The organism is Dictyobacter formicarum, assembly GCF_016587435.1.
Map to the genome: position 1 here is coordinate 35,666 of NZ_BNJJ01000025.1, position 17,222 is coordinate 52,887.

Consider the following 17,222-nt stretch of genomic DNA (forward strand, 5'->3'; position numbering starts at 1 on the left):
AGATGTACTACGCAATACGTGTCAAAGGGCACCTGGACCCGTCCTGGCAAGACCGCTTTGGCGGACTCTGCATCGAGCAGCAGGAGACCGGGACGACGCTGCTCTCGGGGGCGCTGCCGGATCAGGCCGCGCTGCATGGGATACTCCTACAGATCATCCGTCTCGGTTTGACCCTGCTCTCGCTTGAAACGAGCGAGGCGCCGGACGAGGCAGGGGTGATCTCTGATAGAAGCATATGACAGCATATGACGAGAATAGCACGAGCCCGCAGTCGAACTGCGGCGAAGTTTCCAACCCAAGTTAAGTTCCTATGAGGAGGTTTTTATGAGTCAACTTGAAAAGAATAGCACCCAGGAGTCCACCACGAGCACCGCCACGAGCAACAAGAATTCCAAGGGATTTACAGCCGAGGAACGAGCCGCGATGAAGGAGCGCGCCAAAGAGCAGAAGGCGGAAGCGCGCGCTAGCAAGAACAGGGCGGAAGGGGAAAGCGACGTGCTCGCGAAGATCGCCGAGATGCCGGAATCAGACCGCGCCATAGCCGAGCGACTCCATGAGATCATCAAAGCCAGCGCGCCAGTCCTCGCGCCGAAAACCTGGTACGGGATGCCCGCGTATGCCAGGGACGGCAAGATCGTCTGCTTCTTCCAAAGCGCGCAGAAGTTCAACACGAGGTACGCGACACTCGGCTTCAGCGACACGGCGAACCTCGACGATGGCGCCATGTGGCCGGTCGCCTTCGCGCTGAAGGAGTTAACTGCTACAGAAGAGGCGAAGATTGCTGCGCTCGTGAAGAAAGCGGTGAGCTGAGGACTGAACTCGCCACTGGTAGAAACGTGGACATGACGCTGTCGATTTTCGGGGAAGTATCCTGGCGATTGCATTGCTCCTCTTTTGAGCCTCTTCAGGCAATTGCTCAGCAACTGGCCAGGAAAAAGGTCCTCCCATCAGCAGAGGAATTCCCCAAAAATCGACAGCGTCATGTCGACACCTCGCCACATGAATGCCGGGTCTCCCGCTCTTTGAAACGTCATGCGCCGCAGGCGCACCACACCCGATGAAAAAGGAGATTGACGTCTCGCTCTAAACTCAGAGTGACAATCTCTCAGGGAGAAGGCGACCAACGGTATACTGTGCCACAACGTGTTTTTGAAACTGCACTCTGGTGTCTGGACGGTATTGTCAACTTGGGAACGTAGCTGAACGCTGTGCTAAGATAGTCTCATGAAAATACGCACTACTGCACCCGACTACAAAGGCTTTCGCTATTCCCCGTAAGCAAGGAGTGTCGTCAACTTGCGTTTGCTTGACCTCTCCCCTCCTGTGCGATTTGCGCAAACCCCTCCCGCCAGCTGGGATAGAGAGGGTGCCAGTGGAGGACCTGGCGCGCTTTGGCATTCGTCGCTCCACGCGCCGCACGCGGCTGCTCTGTAGTAATAGGTGGAGGAGGCGCTCCAAGACTGGCAGCATACACCGGGAGCCAGGAAGTGCCCGGAGCGGGCTCGTTATCCACCACATTGACAACCCCTCGCGGCCAATCCAGCGCGAGCAGAGCCGCACGAGCGGCATCTTCCACGTGCAGAAAAGAGGTGATTCCCTTATCAGCAGGGAGCTGCCCGCGGCGAACCTGCTCAGCGATGAAGCCATCCGGGGCGTACCAGGTTCCCGGTCCGTAAAGCGCCCCGTAACGGAGCACCACCCAGTTTTCTATCTCGGTTACCGCACTCTCCAAAGCTTGCACTCCCTCGATTGTGGTGCGCCTTGGCTCTGGCGCTTCCAGATCCAGAGGAACTGCTTCATCTGCAGGACCATCCCCAGGCGCATAGATCCAGGAAATGCTTTGCGCGATGAAGTGGTGCACCTCGGCTGCGCGGGCTGCGTCCACCAGATTGCGAGTTCCTTCTCGGCGCATGTATGCGTTCGCCGCAGAATCCCTGGCACTTAAATCAGTGAGCTGCTGGATGATCACATCCGGGTGTGCCTCGCTTACGAGAGTGGTGAGCCTCTCACGATCGAACACGTCGACGACCCAGGGTATTGCGCCGAGCTGCTCTAGCAGCTCGCTTTTTCCCGCTGTACGCGTTGTGCCAATTACCTTATGGTTGGCGGCAACCAACAAAGGAATGAGCCGCCGCCCAATTACTCCTGTGGCGCCTGCGACCAAGATTTTCATTGTATACTCTCCCTTCATCTTTATGAATGAAAATGACCAAAATGTGTCATTCTCTCGCGTTGGTCATCTTCATTCATACTATTGTGTTGATTTCGATGGAAACGACTCTGTAAGTCAGCTATCGGAAGCCGATCTTTAGCGGTCAGGGCAAGAGTCATGCCCTTGTCCTCTTCCCTAAGCGAAAGCTGATTTTGAGAAAAACCAGGGCATTGTCGCGGTGTTCAAAAAGATTGAGCCATCGATTCCTCCTGGCTCCAGCACATTGCTCGCACAACCAGTGCAAGCAACACTTCCAGGTCAAACGGTTTCTTCTGCGTGCTGCAAACTCCCATGCCAGCAGCTTGCTGAAGAGCTTCCCCATCTCCACTGAGGGCAATGATCGAGCGTAAGAGGGTCGAGTCATGCTCTTGTATCTTGTGCAAGAATTGCAATCCATTGAGACGAGGCATTGTTAAATCAAGCAAGATCACATCGTACACGTTCCGTTGATGGTCCAGGTGGTCGAAGGCGTCTACACCATCAATGGCTGTATCTACCTCATAGGCCTCCTCTTCCAACAGCTCTTGGATGACCGATCGCAAAGCCTGGTCGTCGTCGACGACTAAAATGCGCTTCCCCATTTCCTCACTCTTTCTGGCACTCAAACCTTGCTCTCTCCTCGCGAGGTCTCTTTTCAGTTCGCTGAAAATGAATCATCAATGGCCACTTCACGCTTATCTCGTGGCTTTGTTTGCATTAGAAGACAATGTGAGCACAGTTTGGAGCATATCCATAACTTGTTTGTAGCTGTGCTACCATCCGCTGAAATGTTTTCCAAATAGGGATCACGAAGGAGTGTAAAGTCCATGGCTCCAGAACGTTTATCAGCTCGTTTCTCGCTCCTCTCCAGGCTCGATTCTTTTGCTCGTCGTGACGGTCGCCATAGTAACTGCGTCTTGCTACACATGCTGCCGTTTAATCGTGCTTTTTCGTGAGAGCATTATTTCTCTTTAGCGTTAGCTCGTTCTCAGCAGAAGATGGCAGGTTGTCCAGTGCTCTTGAACAGGATTGTTGGGGGGTGTGGTTCGGCAAGATGAGATTGGCTACACACCCCACTATTCCGATGCCGCTGCATCCCACCAGTAACCCTGCAAACGTTCTTTGGCTGAGTAAGATTCCTCCAATAGCCGAGCCAAGTGCAATTCCAAGGTAAAGCGCACTGTTATTCCAAGCCAGGAGCAGTGCACGTCGGCCAGGAAATGTCTGGACAAGGCGTGCTTGCTGTGCCGGCAGAAAGGTCTGGGCAAAAAGAGGGGCAATAGTGAACCCTACATAAACCCAAAAAGGGTGATTGAGCACGAGACTGAGTAGCAAGAAACCGCCCGCCAGCAAGCGGCTGCCAAGCAGCCAGGGAAAGCTGGAAGCCAGGCCGGTCAAGCTATTGGCCACTGCAAAGCCAAGCAGTCCTGCGACCAGCAAAGACCGACGGCCGAGTCGATCAGCAAGCAAACCACAACAGGGTGCAGCCAGCATGTACATGACGGAGAAGGCCGTTACCATCCAACCGGCGACACCGGCCGAGATCTGATATCTCCCGGCGACGAGCGGGAGCAATGGAGAAACAACAAACAGATCTGTCCCAATGACAAACAGTGTGAGCCAGCCAATGAGCAGTTGCCCCTGACGAAACCAGAGAGACAAACGGCGCGGCGAAAACAAGGGAAAAGCCATAGCTGATGGCGCTCCTTCTTTCTTGACTATGGAATATATCTGCCATTTGAGAGCCAGTATACGGCATTATTGGGCTAGCCAAAAGCCCCATTTTGGAGTATATTCAGGGTACCACTTTTGGCGACCATATTCTGGAAAGAAGCGAACACCCATCATGAAAAAACACCTGACGTGGCGAATGGCGTCGCTGCCTGACCTCGAACCAGCGGGATCGATCCCGCTGCACCGCCAGCTTTATGAGCGACTGTGCACAGCTATCATCACCGGGCAACTCCCCTCGGAAACTCCGTTGCCTTCGACGCGAGCTCTGGCGAGCGAGCTCGGCGTGGCCCGCAAGACAGTGATACATGCCTATGAGGACCTGAGCGCGGAAGGATACATCGTTGGCACAGTCGGGAGCGCGACACGGGTTGCTCGTTTGCTTCCAGATGAAGTCTTCTTTTCCTCGAAGGAGCGGTTGGGCATTCCAAGCGCGCCGCTTTCGTCTGCTGCTCCGGCAACGATCAGCCAGCGTGGATCCCTCACTCAGGCACGTTCTCTCTCGTATTCATCGCAGCTCCCGCCTGAAAGAGAGATTCGCGCCTTTCGGGTGGGATTGCCTGCGCTGGATCTTTTTCCCTATGAGCTCTGGGGGCGCCTGCTTGCTCGCCGAGGGCGTCATTCTCTGCCATCCCTGTTCTCTTATCAAGAAGCCGCAGGGTATCGACCTTTGCGTGAAGCCATCGCGCATCATCTTGCAGTGGCACGGGGCGTGCGCTGTACGCCAGAGCAAGTAATCGTGGTTGCAGGCGCGCAGGCTGGGATGGATCTGGCCTTTCGCATTCTGCTCGACGCGGGAGAGCCTGTCTGGGCGGAAAATCCCGGGTACTTCGGAGTGCACGGGGCCTTGGTAGCAGCAGGAGCGCGTCTGGTGCCCGTTCCTGTTGATCGGCAAGGTCTTGATGTGAGCGCGGGAGTGAAGCTGGCTCCCCAGGCTCGCCTGGCAGTTGTCGCGCCTTCCCACCAGTTTCCGCTGGGTGTTACTATGAGTTTGACACGGCGGCTCGCGCTGCTTAATTGGGCAGGGCAGAACGGCGCCTGGCTTCTTGAAGATGATTACGATAGTGAGTATCGCTATACAGGGCACCCCCTGGAGGCCTTGCAAGGATTAGACAGGCACGAGCGGGTGATCTATCTCGGTTCCTTCAGCAAAGTCCTGTTTCCAGGCTTGCGACTGGGCTACCTGGTTGTCCCTTCATCACTGATTGAGGCATTTGCCGCCGTACGCCGACTGGTCGATACCCATGTTCCGGTCCTGGAACAGATGGTGGTAGCTGATTTCATGCTGGAAGGCCATTTTCAGCGACACCTCCGACGGATGCGCGAATGCTACGCAGCACGCAGATCGGCTCTCATCGCAGAGGTGCAACGTACTCTGGCAGGCCTGCTCGATTTGCAGGTATCAGAAGCCGGTTTGCATTTAGCAGGATGGCTCCCGCAAGGAAGTGACGATCAACAAGCAGCGGAGCAGGCAGCAGCTTATGGAGTAGAGGTTGTTCCTCTTTCCCGACTGTGTCTTGTTCCAATCTCCCGTCCTGGCTTGCTTCTTGGGTTTGCTGCTGTGAACGAGGAGAGCATTCGCCAGGGAGTGCTCCATTTGGCAAGAGCCTTAGAAGCCCTCAAAAAGAGATAATGAGGGGATAAAGAAGTGTGCTGGCTCAGTTTCGACAAAATCACCGGTGAAGTGGGGAGCGAATGGCGAAAGCTCATCAACAGAAATTTTTAAGTTGACAACACCGTTTTTGCAACACAACCCACAGCTCTCTGTATGTGGTCAAGTCGAAATAATCAACCCCCAGATCTATGTATTCCGTTTTGTCGCGGATGATGGAGTAGATTGCCATCATTGACACTCCCCTGACTTCAGCCGGGAAAGTGTCAATGAGCAGGGTAGAGTCCCAATTGTTCCAATATACCTAATTGATCTGAACTGCCCCAACGTTCGACAAGTTTACCATCGGCGAACTTGCTAATCTGAAGTCCGTGTATGTTTACATGCTTGCCAGTAGGCGCAAATCCCATAAAAAGACCTTGATGTGTACCAGTTAAGGTATAAGCCATGGCGATGTTATCATCGTCGGCAACCATATAGTCGATACTGATATTTACATCGGGGAAGGCTGAATGTAGTTCGGTGAAGAAGTGTCGATAGCCATCAGGGCCGGGTCCTTGACCTGGCGCAGGATCATGATCGATGGCATTTGGTGAAACCACATCGTTAAGGGCCTCGTAGTTGCCACTATTTGCCGCCAGGCCGAAGCGTTGCTGCGCTGCCATATTATCTTCGCGGGTGGCCATACATTGCTCCTCTGTATTCCTGATATAAAATGCAAGTACACCAATCTATTTTCCTCTTATACGATCTTGTACGCTCTTACTAAAAAAAAGTAACATCAGACGGAGGCTTTGAGCTTTCTCCACTTTTGTATTCCACTCAGACGTATGGACAGACGTAAACCTCTCTACCCACACCATTTTTGGGTTTTTCATCATCATGACACATCCAAACAGCATGGTCCGCGATAGCCTTACTGCAAGATTTTGGCAGACTCCTCCCAATCGCATTAACGAAGGCAGGTCGGAAAGTGGCGCTCATTGAGCGCGGCCTCCTAGGCGGTACCTGTGTCAACACTGGCTGTACCCCCACAAAAACGATGGTCGCCAGCGCACGCCTCGCCTAATCCGCGAGTTCCAGGGCTTTGTTGCTGGAGTAATACGAGACAAAGAGGCCGTCAAAGCGGGCCTGACTTTGCCAACCAGCAATGGGATCGTCGAGGGAAAAGTGAATAAGCTGAAGCTCATCAAGCGGATGGGCTACGGGAGATCGGGCTTTCCTCTCCTCCGCCAGCGTGTTCTCCACGCCTTGTAGCAGATCAGGAAGCTCATGCATGAAAAATTATCTTTCTATGACATCCCATCGTTTGCTGGGTGTCACCTCGTTGGGCAACGCCTTCTCCGTGCCGCGAATTTACGCCGTCTTCTGAACCGCCTCCAACACGCCCAGCCCTCGCCAAAAACGATGTAGACCAGCACCCAGAGCCGCTGCCATCATCAGTTCAAAAGCTGCCTTCTCACTTTCTGTCTGTTCGACGACCTTTGCCACCTGCTCATCGGTGACCTTGTAGGCGGCCTCTCCGATCTGTCGTGCGAGCTCGTCGTAGGGTGCCGAAAGCGGTGGGCCTCCGGTTGCTCGCTCTGCCATCGCTTGGCGAAGGGGAGCATCGGTCTTCCCCGGCCCAAAAAGGATGCGCTGGCGCACGGCGTTGGCCAGGACACGATGATCTGGATGGGGAGGAGTCTTCCCCTTCCCAAATGCATAGCCCTGGACCAAGAGTTGCTTGGCAGCTCGATCGAAGTCTTTCTCTGAGAGCATCTGGTAATCGAGGGTATCCGCGCAACGGGTCGTGATGTGAAAGAGGGCACAGACCGCGATGGCATCCTCCAGGGCTTGGGAAGTGACCCCTTTGCAAAGGACGGCCCAGGCATCTTCCGGTGTCAGTTCGCCAGGTCTGCGAGTTAAGATCTCCAGGAAGACAAGGGTTACCTGGAGGTTGGGGGACAGCGCCGCCTGCCGGAAATCCTCAAGGGTGGAGAGCACCTGTGGCCTTCCCAGCGCTCGCGCCGCGATAGCGCCATGCGCCCCAATACAGAAGGGGCACGAATTCCACTTGGCGGTCATGGCGGCCATCAGTTCCCGCTCTCCGACGCTCCAGGCGCTTTCCCCGCGCATGGCCGCATGCGTCCAAGCACTCATGGAGTCGCCACTGAACGATTTGTGGTAAAAGGCGACCCGCGCTGCATCGGGCAGGCGCATCCCCGACATCAGGGAGAGAAAGCGGATGAGGATCTGTGAGAGAAGACCATCGCCGCGTTCGACCTCGTGAAGTCTCATAGGTTTTCCTTTCGTTCTTTACGAGCATTCCGTTCGCAGGATGGTACGTTGAAGCCACACCGCCCGCGAACAGGAACAGGGTAGCACCGTCAAGCAGAAAAAACTTCTCCCATCTTGCTCAAATCCTCGGCCCGGTTCTCGCCTGGGAAAGATCAGCCGACGCGCCTGACCTGGCTTGACGAAAGCCTGGCATGGGTGCTGAAGGAAGTCGCGCTCCTACGAATTTATAACATGTGTATGCAATAGCCCGCTTCTGAAGGCATTTTATGGAGGTCTGCGAAGTCGATTCCCATGTTTCGCGCCGATTTCCTAACATTCGGCTCTTACACAATTCAGGTGTTAAGCACAATCGCGTGGCTGATAATCTCAGGTGGGAAGCGAAATCCTTTGTAGTCGGGTGCAGTAGTGCGTATTTTCATGAGACTATCTTAGCACAGTGTTCAGCTACGTTCCCAAGTTGACAATACCATGGAAACACATTCGTTCTTCCCTTTCAAAGAGGCACATCTCTTAGCTCAATGACCGCAGGTTCCATCGTGCTGTGCAAGTCGTGGGCCATGAACAACAGAATCGCAAGGCCACACGGCCTGTTAATCCCATATCCATAGATTCGTTTCCCTTTCTTTTCGTCTCATCGAGACCTTCCCTGATGGGTCTGATTAGCCTGCCACGAATAACGCCCAGAGGACCGCGAGAAGGGTGAGAACCTGGAGCACGACACGCACACTCTGCCAGCGGTCAAATGTATCAAAGATGGCGGTGAGCGCCACCTCATCATTGGGTACCTTGAGTTGTTTGAAGTTGGTGGGCGCAGCTCGCGAGGTCGCGAGAGAATGCAAGACGGAGAGGATAGCCGCAAGCAAGATGGGCAATGGGTACGCATTTCCTGCGACAAAGGTAGCGATAGTTGCAGCAATGGTAATCAGAGCAGTTCCTATGCCCAAGGTGGCATACCAGACGATTCCATTGCTGAGATCCGCTGAGCGACTATAGAGACTGAAGGCTATCGCCCCCATCCGTTTGCGGGCGGGTAACTGTTTAATGGACTGGTCGAGACTGGCCCCCACTAAGATTCCATTGAGGGCGGTAGCGGCGAACATGAGTAGAATTGGAACGGTTGCTTGCATCAGGATATGCTCCTTCACACTATGATTACTTCCCCGGTTGACCAAGGCCATGCAACGCCAACCGGACCAGGGCAGCCACCTGCTCTGGCGATGGTTCCTGCGGAATCCCATCGGGTGCCAAGAGCCCGTTGCCAAAGAGGTAGGTCAGCAACGGACCAGCCAGCAGACGAGCCGCCAACTCAGCATCCTCCAGGTGAAGAATCCCAGACCGGTGGGCACTGTCGAGCACATCCTTCAGGAAAGCTGCTCCTTGTTGCGGAACGGCTTGCACAAACAGCGCACGTAACTGGGGAAAGCGTGGGAGTTCAGCCATGAGCAGGCGTACCAGGCCGAGATACGTGGGATGCATCGTATTTTTGATCATGGTCTGCGCCCACACCGTCAACGCCTGTTCCAGGGTCTCCAGGCTGTCCATAGGTGTCTCTCGCAAAGCCAGCAGGCCGCTCTCCGAGAACCGATCTAAGGCAAACTGCTCTAAGACGGCCACAAACAAGGTCTCTTTGTTCTGATAATAGCGATAGAGGGTCTGCTTCGAAACATGGGCCTCAATTGCGATCGTATCCATACTCGTTCCCTCAAAACCCGCCTGCATAAACAGGCGCTGAGCGGCAACGTGGATCGCATCGCGTTTGGCTTGGGCACGAGGAGTAAATGCAGTCATTGCTTCCCCTTTCTGAGACAATCGTGTGAACCACGAGCGGTCTGAACCTCTCCAGCCGATGCGAGAACGCTTCGCTTTTCAAGAATCATACTAGACGGTCTAGTATGATTGTAAGCCAAAAAGGACAGCGTGTCAAGGACCCACGGGATGTCAACGAATCGGTACGCCGATCAGCTCGTTGCGCATCCCGTGGGAACTTCGTCAACTTTGATGAATATCGCTTGTCTGCTTGGGTGGTCCCTTCCCTTTTCGGCTGGAAAAGAAGAAAAACACGAGGAACTCCACTGCCTGATAGAGAACTCGCTGGCGCAGGAGCGGGAAGGAGGCTCGCCCGTAGCCCTGGCGTTTAATGAGTTTAAGCCGACGAACATGACCTTCGACAACACCATTACTGTAGGGTGAGTTGGAGAGTGGACTTCCCCCGTTTTGGCGGATCTTCCGCCACCTTCGTGCTCAGCCATGAGAAGCGTGTGGAAAGAAGCTAAAAAGCTTTTCTTGAGAAAGAAAAATGAGGCGTTGATCCTGTAAGTCTTTCCTACAGCTTTGGCCGCATCTATGTTGTGAATGCTGGCGATGCTACTCATGCGGCCAATGTTGCGGGCTTTTATGTGTCAATTTAATGAGGGAAAGAGCATTTTGCTAAAGGTTCCGATTTAGATCACGCGCCTGGCGTTATCCAGCCCTTGCAGCACCTCCGGAGGTCGTCCACTAAAGCGATACTCACTATCATAATCATCCTCTACGATCCAGGCATGCGCCTCTCTCGCCCATTCCAGTAGCGCTAGCCGTTGGCTTAGACTCATGGTGACTCCTGTGGGGAACTGATGCGAAGGGGTGACTATGGCCAGTCGTGCCTTTGAGCAAAGCTGTCGTCCGCTTTCAACATCGAGACCTTCCCGGTTCACCGGCACTGGAACCAGTTTTGCCCCAGTGTCCAGCAGTGCTCCATGTGCTCTTGCATACCCAGGATCTTCGACCCAAGCCGGATCACCAGCCTTTTGCCAGGTAGCGCTCTTTTCGGCATACTGTATCTGCGTTCCTGAAAGTCTTGACATGGATTGAAATCTTTCTTCAATGGCCCCTTTAGTCTACCTGAAAATGGCTCTTTTTGACAAGACCATTATTGGAGTATGCTTCTCGTGTCAGTAAAAGAAAGTTTCTTGAAGAAGCAGATAAAGGAGGTGTCCAGAGGGAAGCGAGAATGAATGGTCGTGTTGCAAAAAAATTGGGCTGAGAAAATGGTGCAGGTAATGTGGCTCTACCCAATGTGCTGAGCTTTAAATTTTTTGCAACACGACCTAATTTGTTCACACTCGTCTCATCATATCCTGGCAGAAAGCAGCGTACGGGGAGAAAGTCTCTCCGTTTGAAAGAATCAGCCTGACTTCTCTAGGAAACATATATAATGTTGGTAGAACGGAAAGAAAAAAAGAATTGTGAAAGGACAAGGGACAACATATGCAAGCTATCGCTATTACCGCCTTTGGCGGGCCTGATCGTCTCACGCTCATGGACCTGCCTGCGCCAACCTGTGGCCCGGACCAGGTCGTTATTCACGTTCAGGCAGCAGGTGTTGGAATGTGGGATGTGAAGGTGCGGCAGGGGAGCCTGACGCTGGAAGGACAACAGTTTCCGCTCATTCTTGGTTGGGAATCAGCAGGGATCATTGAACAAGTAGGGGCTGCGGTGACCGGGCTGGACGTTGGAACTCGCGTGATCTGTACGACGTATCAGGTCGGCGTTGGTCATTATGCCCAGTCTGTCGCTGTTCCTGCGAATCTCGTCGCGCCAGCTCCATCCTCTCTCGATGCCTTGCACGCAGCCGCGCTTCCTGTCAACGGGCTTACCGCTTACCAGGCAATCTATGAAGTGCTGAAGATGCAGAGAGGAGAAACGCTCCTGATTACCGGTGCTGCTGGAGGAACAGGCACGCTTGCCGTCCAGCTTGCTGCTCGTTTAGGAGTCCACGTCATTGTCACTGCGAGCAGTAAGAACCATCCATATCTTCAGCAGCTTGGAGCCAGTGAACTCATTGATTATGCACAGACGGACTTCGCGAGCGCGGTCCAGGCGGCTCATCCCAAGGGTATCGATGCAGTTCTGGACTGTGTTGGTGGAGAGACGGCGGCAAGAAGTCTGAAGGTTGTGCGTGATGGTGGGCGGCTCGTCACGATTGTTGATCTTGAGCAGGTAACACCTACCCGTCACATTGATACGCAATTGCTCTACTACCGCCCCGATGGGCAACAATTGGCCGAACTAACGAAGCTCGTCGATGCCGGTCAGTTGACGGTCCACCTCGACCAGGTGTTTCCTTTGGAAAAGGCCAGCCAGGCTCACGAGCGCTTGGAGACACGGCACCACCAGGGAAAAATTGTGCTTAGCCTGGAAGGGTGAACGTAATCTCATCTTCCGGTGTTGTTAACTCAGCCAAAGTTGTAGAGCTTCCATGCCAAAAATGGCCGCAACGTGGGGAGGGCTCTCTATCTCTGACCTGATAGTCAGGAGAACCCTGGCGAAAATAACGTCGGAGAGGTGAAAGCTCATCAACAATTTTTTAAGTTGACAAGACCAATTGGTGTGTCGGGTCCTCTCCACCGGTGCACCAGCACTTGTCGCGTATCTCATGATGCGAATGATCGGGATGCTGCCTGAAGCGTGCACCGTTGCCTTCACCAGGGTAGTTGTCACATAACTTGCTCAGATGATCGATGCTGGTAGAACAGAAGGGAGGCTCACAGGATCCCTCACATTGATCTCGATGTCCATACCTCCGTAGGCGATCACCTCATCAGTCCGTGCAAACCGCTGCATATCTCCCAATTCAGCGCGGAGTACGGCCACTGTCTTGGGGCCAAATCCAGGCACCTGTTGGAGTCCTTTGACGCCTGGATCACTCGTGAGGAGTTGCTCAATCTCGGTATCCAAACGTACGAGATTTGTTTGGGTATGCTCCAACTGATCGCAGAGGATACGCAGACTGAGCGATCGTCCGGCGATGGCTCGCCCACTGCTTACACTCTCTTTGGCGAAAGCCACGAGCTTCTGGGCGGTCGGATGGCCATAGTGCGCTGGCTTCTGCGCCCGCAGCAGGTGGAAGAGGGGCTCAACACCTGCCTCGGCCAGGGCCTGGGCGCTAGGGAAGGCTTTGAGGATCGCCAGAACCGTTTGTCCGCAAGGATCAGCAAAGATCCGAGTGAACTCGGGAAAGAGCACCACGACCAGGGCCTGGATCTCGTTTTAATAGGCGGCCGCCTCATCGCTCAAATGCGTATGCAAGCGGACTAGTTCCCGATACGTGACTACCTGCTCGCTTGGCATATAGCCGACTCGCGCCTCTCCACTCAACAACATCCTGGCAATGGTTCGCGCGTCCAGCCGATCGGTCTTCGCACGCAAGCCCTGGCGCTCGTGAAACCGGCTGGCCTTTTCCAGGAAATACTTGTTCTCCATGCTTTGAGATACTTTTTCTCCAGCTATGAAGTGCGCTATCGGAAACGCCGAGATCACGTGCCAGCTGTGTAATATTTTTCTCACTGATTTACATCAATCGAACCGCTTCTTGCTTGAATTCTGCGCTGTAGACACGCTGCTTTTTGGTCATGGGCTCCTCCTCGTTCCAGTGTATCATACTTTTCTTCCTCGACTCCACGAAAGCGGGGGAAGTCCATATGGCTGATTGAAACAGAACACATCAAAACTTTTCGTCCTCGGCGAAACTAACGGAGTAGTATTAAGCAGCCATGTGCAAGTTTTTGTTTGAATGACCGGGATGGTATGTATAGTGGTGACACTATTAACACTGTATTCGACGTGTTTCTTATAGAGGCGACGCCATTATTGATGTATCTATTAACGGTGAACACATTCTATTTTTGTGTAGAAGCAGAATGAGAACATTGGGATGCCACCAACCACAAACTATAATGCGATTGTGATCGGTACCAGTCAGGGCGGTAGATTCCTCCCAATCGCCTTCGCGAAGGCAGGCTGCAAAGTGGCGCTGATCGAGCGCGGCCCCATGGGTGGTACCTGCGTCAACTCTGGCTGTACCCCGACAAAAACGATGGTCGCCAGCGCACGCCTCGCCTATCAGGCGAAACGTGGTGTTGACTACGGCATACACATTGGCCCCATTTCGGTCGATATGCAGGCCATACGCAAATGGAAACAAAGTATCGTCGAGGGCGCTCTCAGACTCAAGCTTAACAAGAACGGCTACCGGGGCCGATGTATCCTTAGCCCTGGCAGCCTCACCAGGAGGAGATGAACACAAATGACTTCGACAAACTATGATGTAATTGTGATTGGCACCAGTCAGGGCGGTAGATTCCTCCCAATCAATTTTGCAAAAGCAGGCCGGAAAGTGGCGCTCATCGAGCGCGACCAGATAGGCGGTGTCTGTGTGAACTTCGGCTGTACCCCGACAAAAACGATGGTCGCCAGCGCACGCTTCGCCTATCAGGCAAGACGTGGGGCCGAGTACGGTGTTCACACCGGCCCCATTTCGGTCGATCTGCGGGCCGTCCGCCAGCGCAAACAAGGCATAGTCGAGGGTGCTCGCAACGGCTACGAGAGCCGCCTGACAGCGCGGCAAGGACCGGGTCTCGATCTGCTGAGGGGCCAGGCTCATTTTATCGCTCCGAAGACGCTTGAGGTCTCTCTCAAGGACGGCGAGAGGCGAGAGATCGCCGCACCACTGATTTTTATCGATACCGGCGACCGACCAGAACAACTCACGATCAAAGGCGCCGAGAGTGTCCCTGTGCTCAATTCCACCACGATCATGGAACTGGACACGCAGCCCGAACACCTGCTCATCACTGGTGGTGGCTATATCGGGCTGGAGTTCGGGCAGATGTTTCGCCGCTTTGGCAGCCAGGTCACGATCATTCAGTCTCGTCCACGCTTACTCATGAACGAGGATGAAGATGTCTCTAACGAAATCACGAAGATTTTGCGCGAGGAAGGGATCACGGTCTTGACCGAAACGACGCCGCAACAGATTGAGCCACTGGACGGTGGGCGCATGCGGTTGACCGTACGCACGCCTCAGGGAGAACAGCAGCTTACTGGCTCGCATCTGCTGGCGGCAACCGGTCGTATCCCCAACACGGAAGCGCTCGCCCCTGAAGCTGCTGGCATACGCCTCGACAAAGATGGCTACATCCAGGTCAATGAGCGCCTGGAAACGAACGTTCCTGGCATCTACGCGCTGGGAGATGTCAAAGGTGGGCCTGCTTTCACCCACGTCTCTCACGATGATTTCCGCATTGTGCGCACCAACCTGCTTGAGCAGGGCAGCGCCAGCACACGAGATCGCCTGGTCCCCCATACCATCTTCATCGATCCCCAGCTTGGGCGGGTTGGCCTGACCGAAAACGAGGCCAGAAAACAGGGGCGCAACATCCGGGTGGCCAAATTGCCCATGAACGCCGTGCCCCGTGCCATAGAAACCGGCGAGACGCGCGGCTTCATGAAGGCCATCGTCGATGCCGAGACCCAACAAATTCTGGGCTGTGCCATCCTGGGAGCGGAAGGCGGCGAGATTATGACCATCATCCAGGTAGCGATGATGGGCAAGCTGCCCTACACCGCCTTGAGAGATGGCATCTTCACGCATCCCACCATGGCTGAAGGGCTCAATGCACTGTTTATGACGCTCGACTCTTAGGGTTACGTTGATACTCCCTTTTTGTTACATACTGACTCAAAGCATAGGGTACACATATGACACCTCGTCCTATGAGTGTGAGTCTTCCGCGAAGTTGATGATTTGGGGATGAATCGTCATGAAGAGGATTTTAGTGGTTTTGACCATTGCTGGTCATTTTCTGAATCCGCTTCTCATGCTACCTTATCCTCATGGCGCTGTCAACAAACAAGCAGCATTCATCAACTTGTCGGGAGACCCACCATCATATCGGTCGGTGTTCCCCAGATCTATGGATGATGGAGTAGATTGCCATCATTGACAATCTCCTGGCTTCAGCCGGGAAAGTGTCAATGAGCAGGATAGAGTCCCAATTGTTCCAGTATGCCTAGCTGATCTGAACTACCCCAACGTTCGACAAGTTTACCATCGGCGAACTTGCAAATCTCAACTCCATGTATGTTTACATGCTTGCCAGTGGGCGCAAATCCCATAAAAGGGCCTTGATGTGTGCCAGTTAAGGTATAAGCCATCGCGACGTTATCGTCATCGGCAACCGTATAGTCGACACTGATCTCTGCATCAGGGAAAGCTGAGTGTAGTTCGGTGAAGAAGTATCGATAGCCATCAGGGCCAGATACTTGACCCGGCATAGGGTCATGATCGATAGCATTTGGTGCAACCACATCGTTAAAAGCCGCGTAGTTGCCGCTGTTTACCGCTATACCGAAGCGTTGCAGCGCTGCCATATTATCTTCGCGGGTTGCCATACATTACTCCTTTGTATTCCTCATATAAAATGTAAGTACACCAATCCACTTCCACCTTGTACGATCTTGCTAAAAAAAAAGTAACATCAGACGGAGGCTTTGAGCTTTTCCCATCTTTGTATTCCACTCAGATGTATGGACAGGCGTAAAATGAGTTCATCCCTTGGAGTGCGCAGAGCAACAAACTGCTCCACAAGTGGATCCAACATATCTGCTGCGGACGCCCCTTCCCTCGGGTGGGAGTGGTGCGCAACCGATCCATGCATACCTCAGGACCCAGTCCACAAGCTTGCAGCAACACGTCGCTTGTTCGCGTGATAATTGCTAAGTATCTCTATTGTGGTCAAACAATTCCTCTCGGCTGAGGTTGACCTGCTCTAACTTCTCTTCTTCTTCCACGCCGAGTGTTGCCCATGGAATAGCCCGCAGACGCTCTTCGCTAATAGGTTTTCCACAAACGACACAAAACCCATATGTCCCATCTTCAATACGCTTAAGGGCATCGTTAATTTGAGCTAAAAGAGCCTCGTCATTGGCTAATATCGAGGTCTCTAGCTGCTGCTCCTGAACATCAACAGCCGCATCTTCAGTACTCTCGTCGCCCGCTGAATCAGAATCAACAATTATCGGATGTACCTCAGTAAGTCTCCCTATGCTTTGCATCAATTCATCCCGCTTGCTCTCCAGACGCTTTTTCATCTCTTGCAGGTCAATGGTCATAGCTTTCTATCCTTTCTCTATCTCATCTCAGCGACGTATCTTTCATTTATTCTCTTAAGTGAAGAGTGAAGATATCAACGATGCAGAGCAACTCCACCACTAAAATGACGCCATTGAAATGGATGCTGAGCTGCCATGGTAGGCCCTCTTTTTCAACAGCCGTAATTATACTATTGTGACAGGGAAAGGTTCAAGCTGAGGAGGCTTCTGTTCGCTGCACGGAAGATGACGGAGATCTATTCTATCAGAGATGCAACAATGTATTCCTCCGCGTCTCACTCATCCATATTCCTCTTTTTATGCACATGAGATGCACTTCTTCAACATATACTTGACAATGATTGTCTGGTAGATTACACTTTTACAGTAAAAGAACAGGAAAGAAGAACGCGACAGCAAATAATAGACAGGTCAGGAGCTGCCGCCCCTTACATCCCCGCCTATCAATCGTCGATTGACAGAACACTAGATCCTTTG

At 53.3% G+C, this 17,222-nt stretch carries 18 protein-coding genes and 5 pseudogenes; 8 read left to right on the forward strand and 15 right to left on the reverse strand.

Features of this window, described 5'->3' with window-relative positions; all coding sequences use genetic code 11:
• Positions 1–2: 2 nt before the first annotated feature.
• Together JMI88_RS31960 and JMI88_RS31965 are read left to right on the forward strand one after the other, a co-directional pair.
• A complete protein-coding gene (locus JMI88_RS31960) occupies positions 3–239 on the forward strand; it encodes a DUF8691 family protein (protein ID WP_201366105.1) in 237 nt (78 codons plus the stop codon).
• Between the two features lie 85 nt (positions 240–324).
• Positions 325–810 carry an iron chaperone gene (locus JMI88_RS31965; protein WP_201366106.1) on the forward strand — a complete coding sequence of 162 codons (486 nt, stop codon included), beginning with the start codon at positions 325–327 and terminating at the stop codon, positions 808–810.
• A gap of 481 nt (positions 811–1,291) precedes the next feature.
• Here JMI88_RS31965 and JMI88_RS31970 read toward each other — a convergent pair whose 3' ends face one another.
• Both JMI88_RS31970 and JMI88_RS31975 read right to left on the reverse strand, forming a co-directional pair.
• Entirely contained in the window at positions 1,292–2,173 is an 882-nt protein-coding gene (locus tag JMI88_RS31970; protein WP_201366107.1) for an NAD-dependent epimerase/dehydratase family protein, read from the reverse strand.
• A 221-nt stretch (positions 2,174–2,394) separates the two neighbouring features.
• Positions 2,395–2,793, reverse strand: coding sequence for a response regulator (locus JMI88_RS31975; RefSeq protein ID WP_201366108.1), 399 nt, complete (start codon positions 2,791–2,793; stop codon positions 2,395–2,397).
• A gap of 225 nt (positions 2,794–3,018) precedes the next feature.
• On the opposite strand from JMI88_RS31975, the gene JMI88_RS40270 reads away from it, so the two are divergent.
• Positions 3,019–3,147 (forward strand): hypothetical protein, encoded by a 129-nt coding sequence (locus JMI88_RS40270; protein WP_268906042.1) that lies wholly within the window; start codon positions 3,019–3,021, stop codon positions 3,145–3,147.
• On the opposite strand, the gene JMI88_RS31980 is transcribed toward JMI88_RS40270, so the two are convergent.
• A complete protein-coding gene (locus JMI88_RS31980) occupies positions 3,128–3,883 on the reverse strand; it encodes an MFS transporter (protein ID WP_201366109.1) in 756 nt (251 codons plus the stop codon). The two genes, JMI88_RS40270 and JMI88_RS31980, sit on opposite strands and share 20 nt — an antisense overlap.
• Positions 3,884–4,037: 154 nt before the next feature.
• Between JMI88_RS31980 and pdxR the strand changes: the two genes are divergently transcribed.
• Complete coding sequence (gene pdxR, locus JMI88_RS31985) at positions 4,038–5,555, forward strand: MocR-like pyridoxine biosynthesis transcription factor PdxR (RefSeq protein WP_201366110.1); 1,518 nt, start codon at positions 4,038–4,040, stop codon at positions 5,553–5,555.
• Between the two features lie 245 nt (positions 5,556–5,800).
• Here the strand turns inward: pdxR and JMI88_RS31990 are convergent, their stop codons facing one another.
• The gene (locus JMI88_RS31990; RefSeq protein WP_201366111.1) at positions 5,801–6,220 is read right to left on the reverse strand and encodes an ester cyclase; all 420 of its coding nucleotides are present in this window, start codon (positions 6,218–6,220) and stop codon (positions 5,801–5,803) included.
• 382 nt (positions 6,221–6,602) lie between these two features.
• On the opposite strand from JMI88_RS31990, the pseudogene JMI88_RS31995 reads away from it, so the two are divergent.
• Positions 6,603–6,791 (forward strand): annotated as a pseudogene (locus tag JMI88_RS31995) (transposase); the annotation flags it as partial.
• 99 nt (positions 6,792–6,890) lie between these two features.
• Here the strand turns inward: JMI88_RS31995 and JMI88_RS32000 are convergent.
• The 6 genes and pseudogenes from JMI88_RS32000 to JMI88_RS32020 all read right to left on the reverse strand — a co-directional run.
• On the reverse strand, positions 6,891–7,814 hold the full coding sequence (locus JMI88_RS32000; protein WP_201366112.1) for a carboxymuconolactone decarboxylase family protein: 924 nt from the start codon (positions 7,812–7,814) through the stop codon (positions 6,891–6,893).
• A gap of 341 nt (positions 7,815–8,155) precedes the next feature.
• Positions 8,156–8,233, reverse strand: a pseudogene (locus JMI88_RS39755) (IS6 family transposase); the annotation flags it as partial.
• Positions 8,234–8,473: 240 nt separating this feature from the next.
• Positions 8,474–8,941, reverse strand: coding sequence for a hypothetical protein (locus JMI88_RS32005; protein ID WP_201366113.1), 468 nt, complete (start codon positions 8,939–8,941; stop codon positions 8,474–8,476).
• 25 nt (positions 8,942–8,966) lie between these two features.
• The gene (locus tag JMI88_RS32010) at positions 8,967–9,602 is read right to left on the reverse strand and encodes a TetR/AcrR family transcriptional regulator (protein ID WP_201366114.1); all 636 of its coding nucleotides are present in this window, start codon (positions 9,600–9,602) and stop codon (positions 8,967–8,969) included.
• Positions 9,603–9,896: 294 nt separating this feature from the next.
• Positions 9,897–10,007 (reverse strand): annotated as a pseudogene (locus JMI88_RS40945) (transposase); the annotation flags it as partial.
• Positions 10,008–10,258: 251 nt separating this feature from the next.
• Positions 10,259–10,657, reverse strand: a pseudogene (locus JMI88_RS32020) (aminotransferase class I/II-fold pyridoxal phosphate-dependent enzyme); the annotation flags it as partial.
• A 403-nt stretch (positions 10,658–11,060) separates the two neighbouring features.
• Here JMI88_RS32020 and JMI88_RS32025 point away from each other — a divergent pair.
• Positions 11,061–11,999: an NADP-dependent oxidoreductase gene (locus JMI88_RS32025; protein ID WP_201366116.1), complete on the forward strand. Its 939-nt coding sequence runs from the start codon at positions 11,061–11,063 to the stop codon at positions 11,997–11,999.
• Between the two features lie 303 nt (positions 12,000–12,302).
• Here JMI88_RS32025 and JMI88_RS32030 read toward each other — a convergent pair whose 3' ends face one another.
• From JMI88_RS32030 to JMI88_RS41185, 3 genes and pseudogenes are all read right to left on the reverse strand, one after another.
• A complete protein-coding gene (locus JMI88_RS32030; protein ID WP_236023142.1) occupies positions 12,303–12,821 on the reverse strand; it encodes a transposase in 519 nt (172 codons plus the stop codon).
• Between the two features lie 21 nt (positions 12,822–12,842).
• The gene (locus tag JMI88_RS39765) at positions 12,843–13,055 is read right to left on the reverse strand and encodes an IS110 family transposase (RefSeq protein WP_236023143.1); all 213 of its coding nucleotides are present in this window, start codon (positions 13,053–13,055) and stop codon (positions 12,843–12,845) included.
• Positions 13,023–13,206, reverse strand: a pseudogene (locus tag JMI88_RS41185) (transposase); the annotation flags it as partial. The gene JMI88_RS39765 and the pseudogene JMI88_RS41185, both read right to left, overlap by 33 nt.
• 300 nt (positions 13,207–13,506) lie before the next feature.
• Here JMI88_RS41185 and JMI88_RS32035 point away from each other — a divergent pair.
• Positions 13,507–13,872, forward strand: a complete 366-nt coding sequence (locus tag JMI88_RS32035; RefSeq protein ID WP_201366117.1) for an FAD-dependent oxidoreductase — start codon at positions 13,507–13,509, stop codon at positions 13,870–13,872.
• Between the two features lie 6 nt (positions 13,873–13,878).
• A complete protein-coding gene (locus tag JMI88_RS32040) occupies positions 13,879–15,276 on the forward strand; it encodes a mercuric reductase (RefSeq protein ID WP_201366118.1) in 1,398 nt (465 codons plus the stop codon).
• Between the two features lie 329 nt (positions 15,277–15,605).
• Here the strand turns inward: JMI88_RS32040 and JMI88_RS32045 are convergent, their stop codons facing one another.
• Both JMI88_RS32045 and JMI88_RS32050 read right to left on the reverse strand, forming a co-directional pair.
• Complete coding sequence (locus JMI88_RS32045; RefSeq protein ID WP_201366119.1) at positions 15,606–16,025, reverse strand: ester cyclase; 420 nt, start codon at positions 16,023–16,025, stop codon at positions 15,606–15,608.
• A 324-nt stretch (positions 16,026–16,349) separates the two neighbouring features.
• Positions 16,350–16,745 (reverse strand): TraR/DksA family transcriptional regulator, encoded by a 396-nt coding sequence (locus tag JMI88_RS32050; RefSeq protein ID WP_201366120.1) that lies wholly within the window; start codon positions 16,743–16,745, stop codon positions 16,350–16,352.
• Positions 16,746–17,222: the final 477 nt, after the last annotated feature.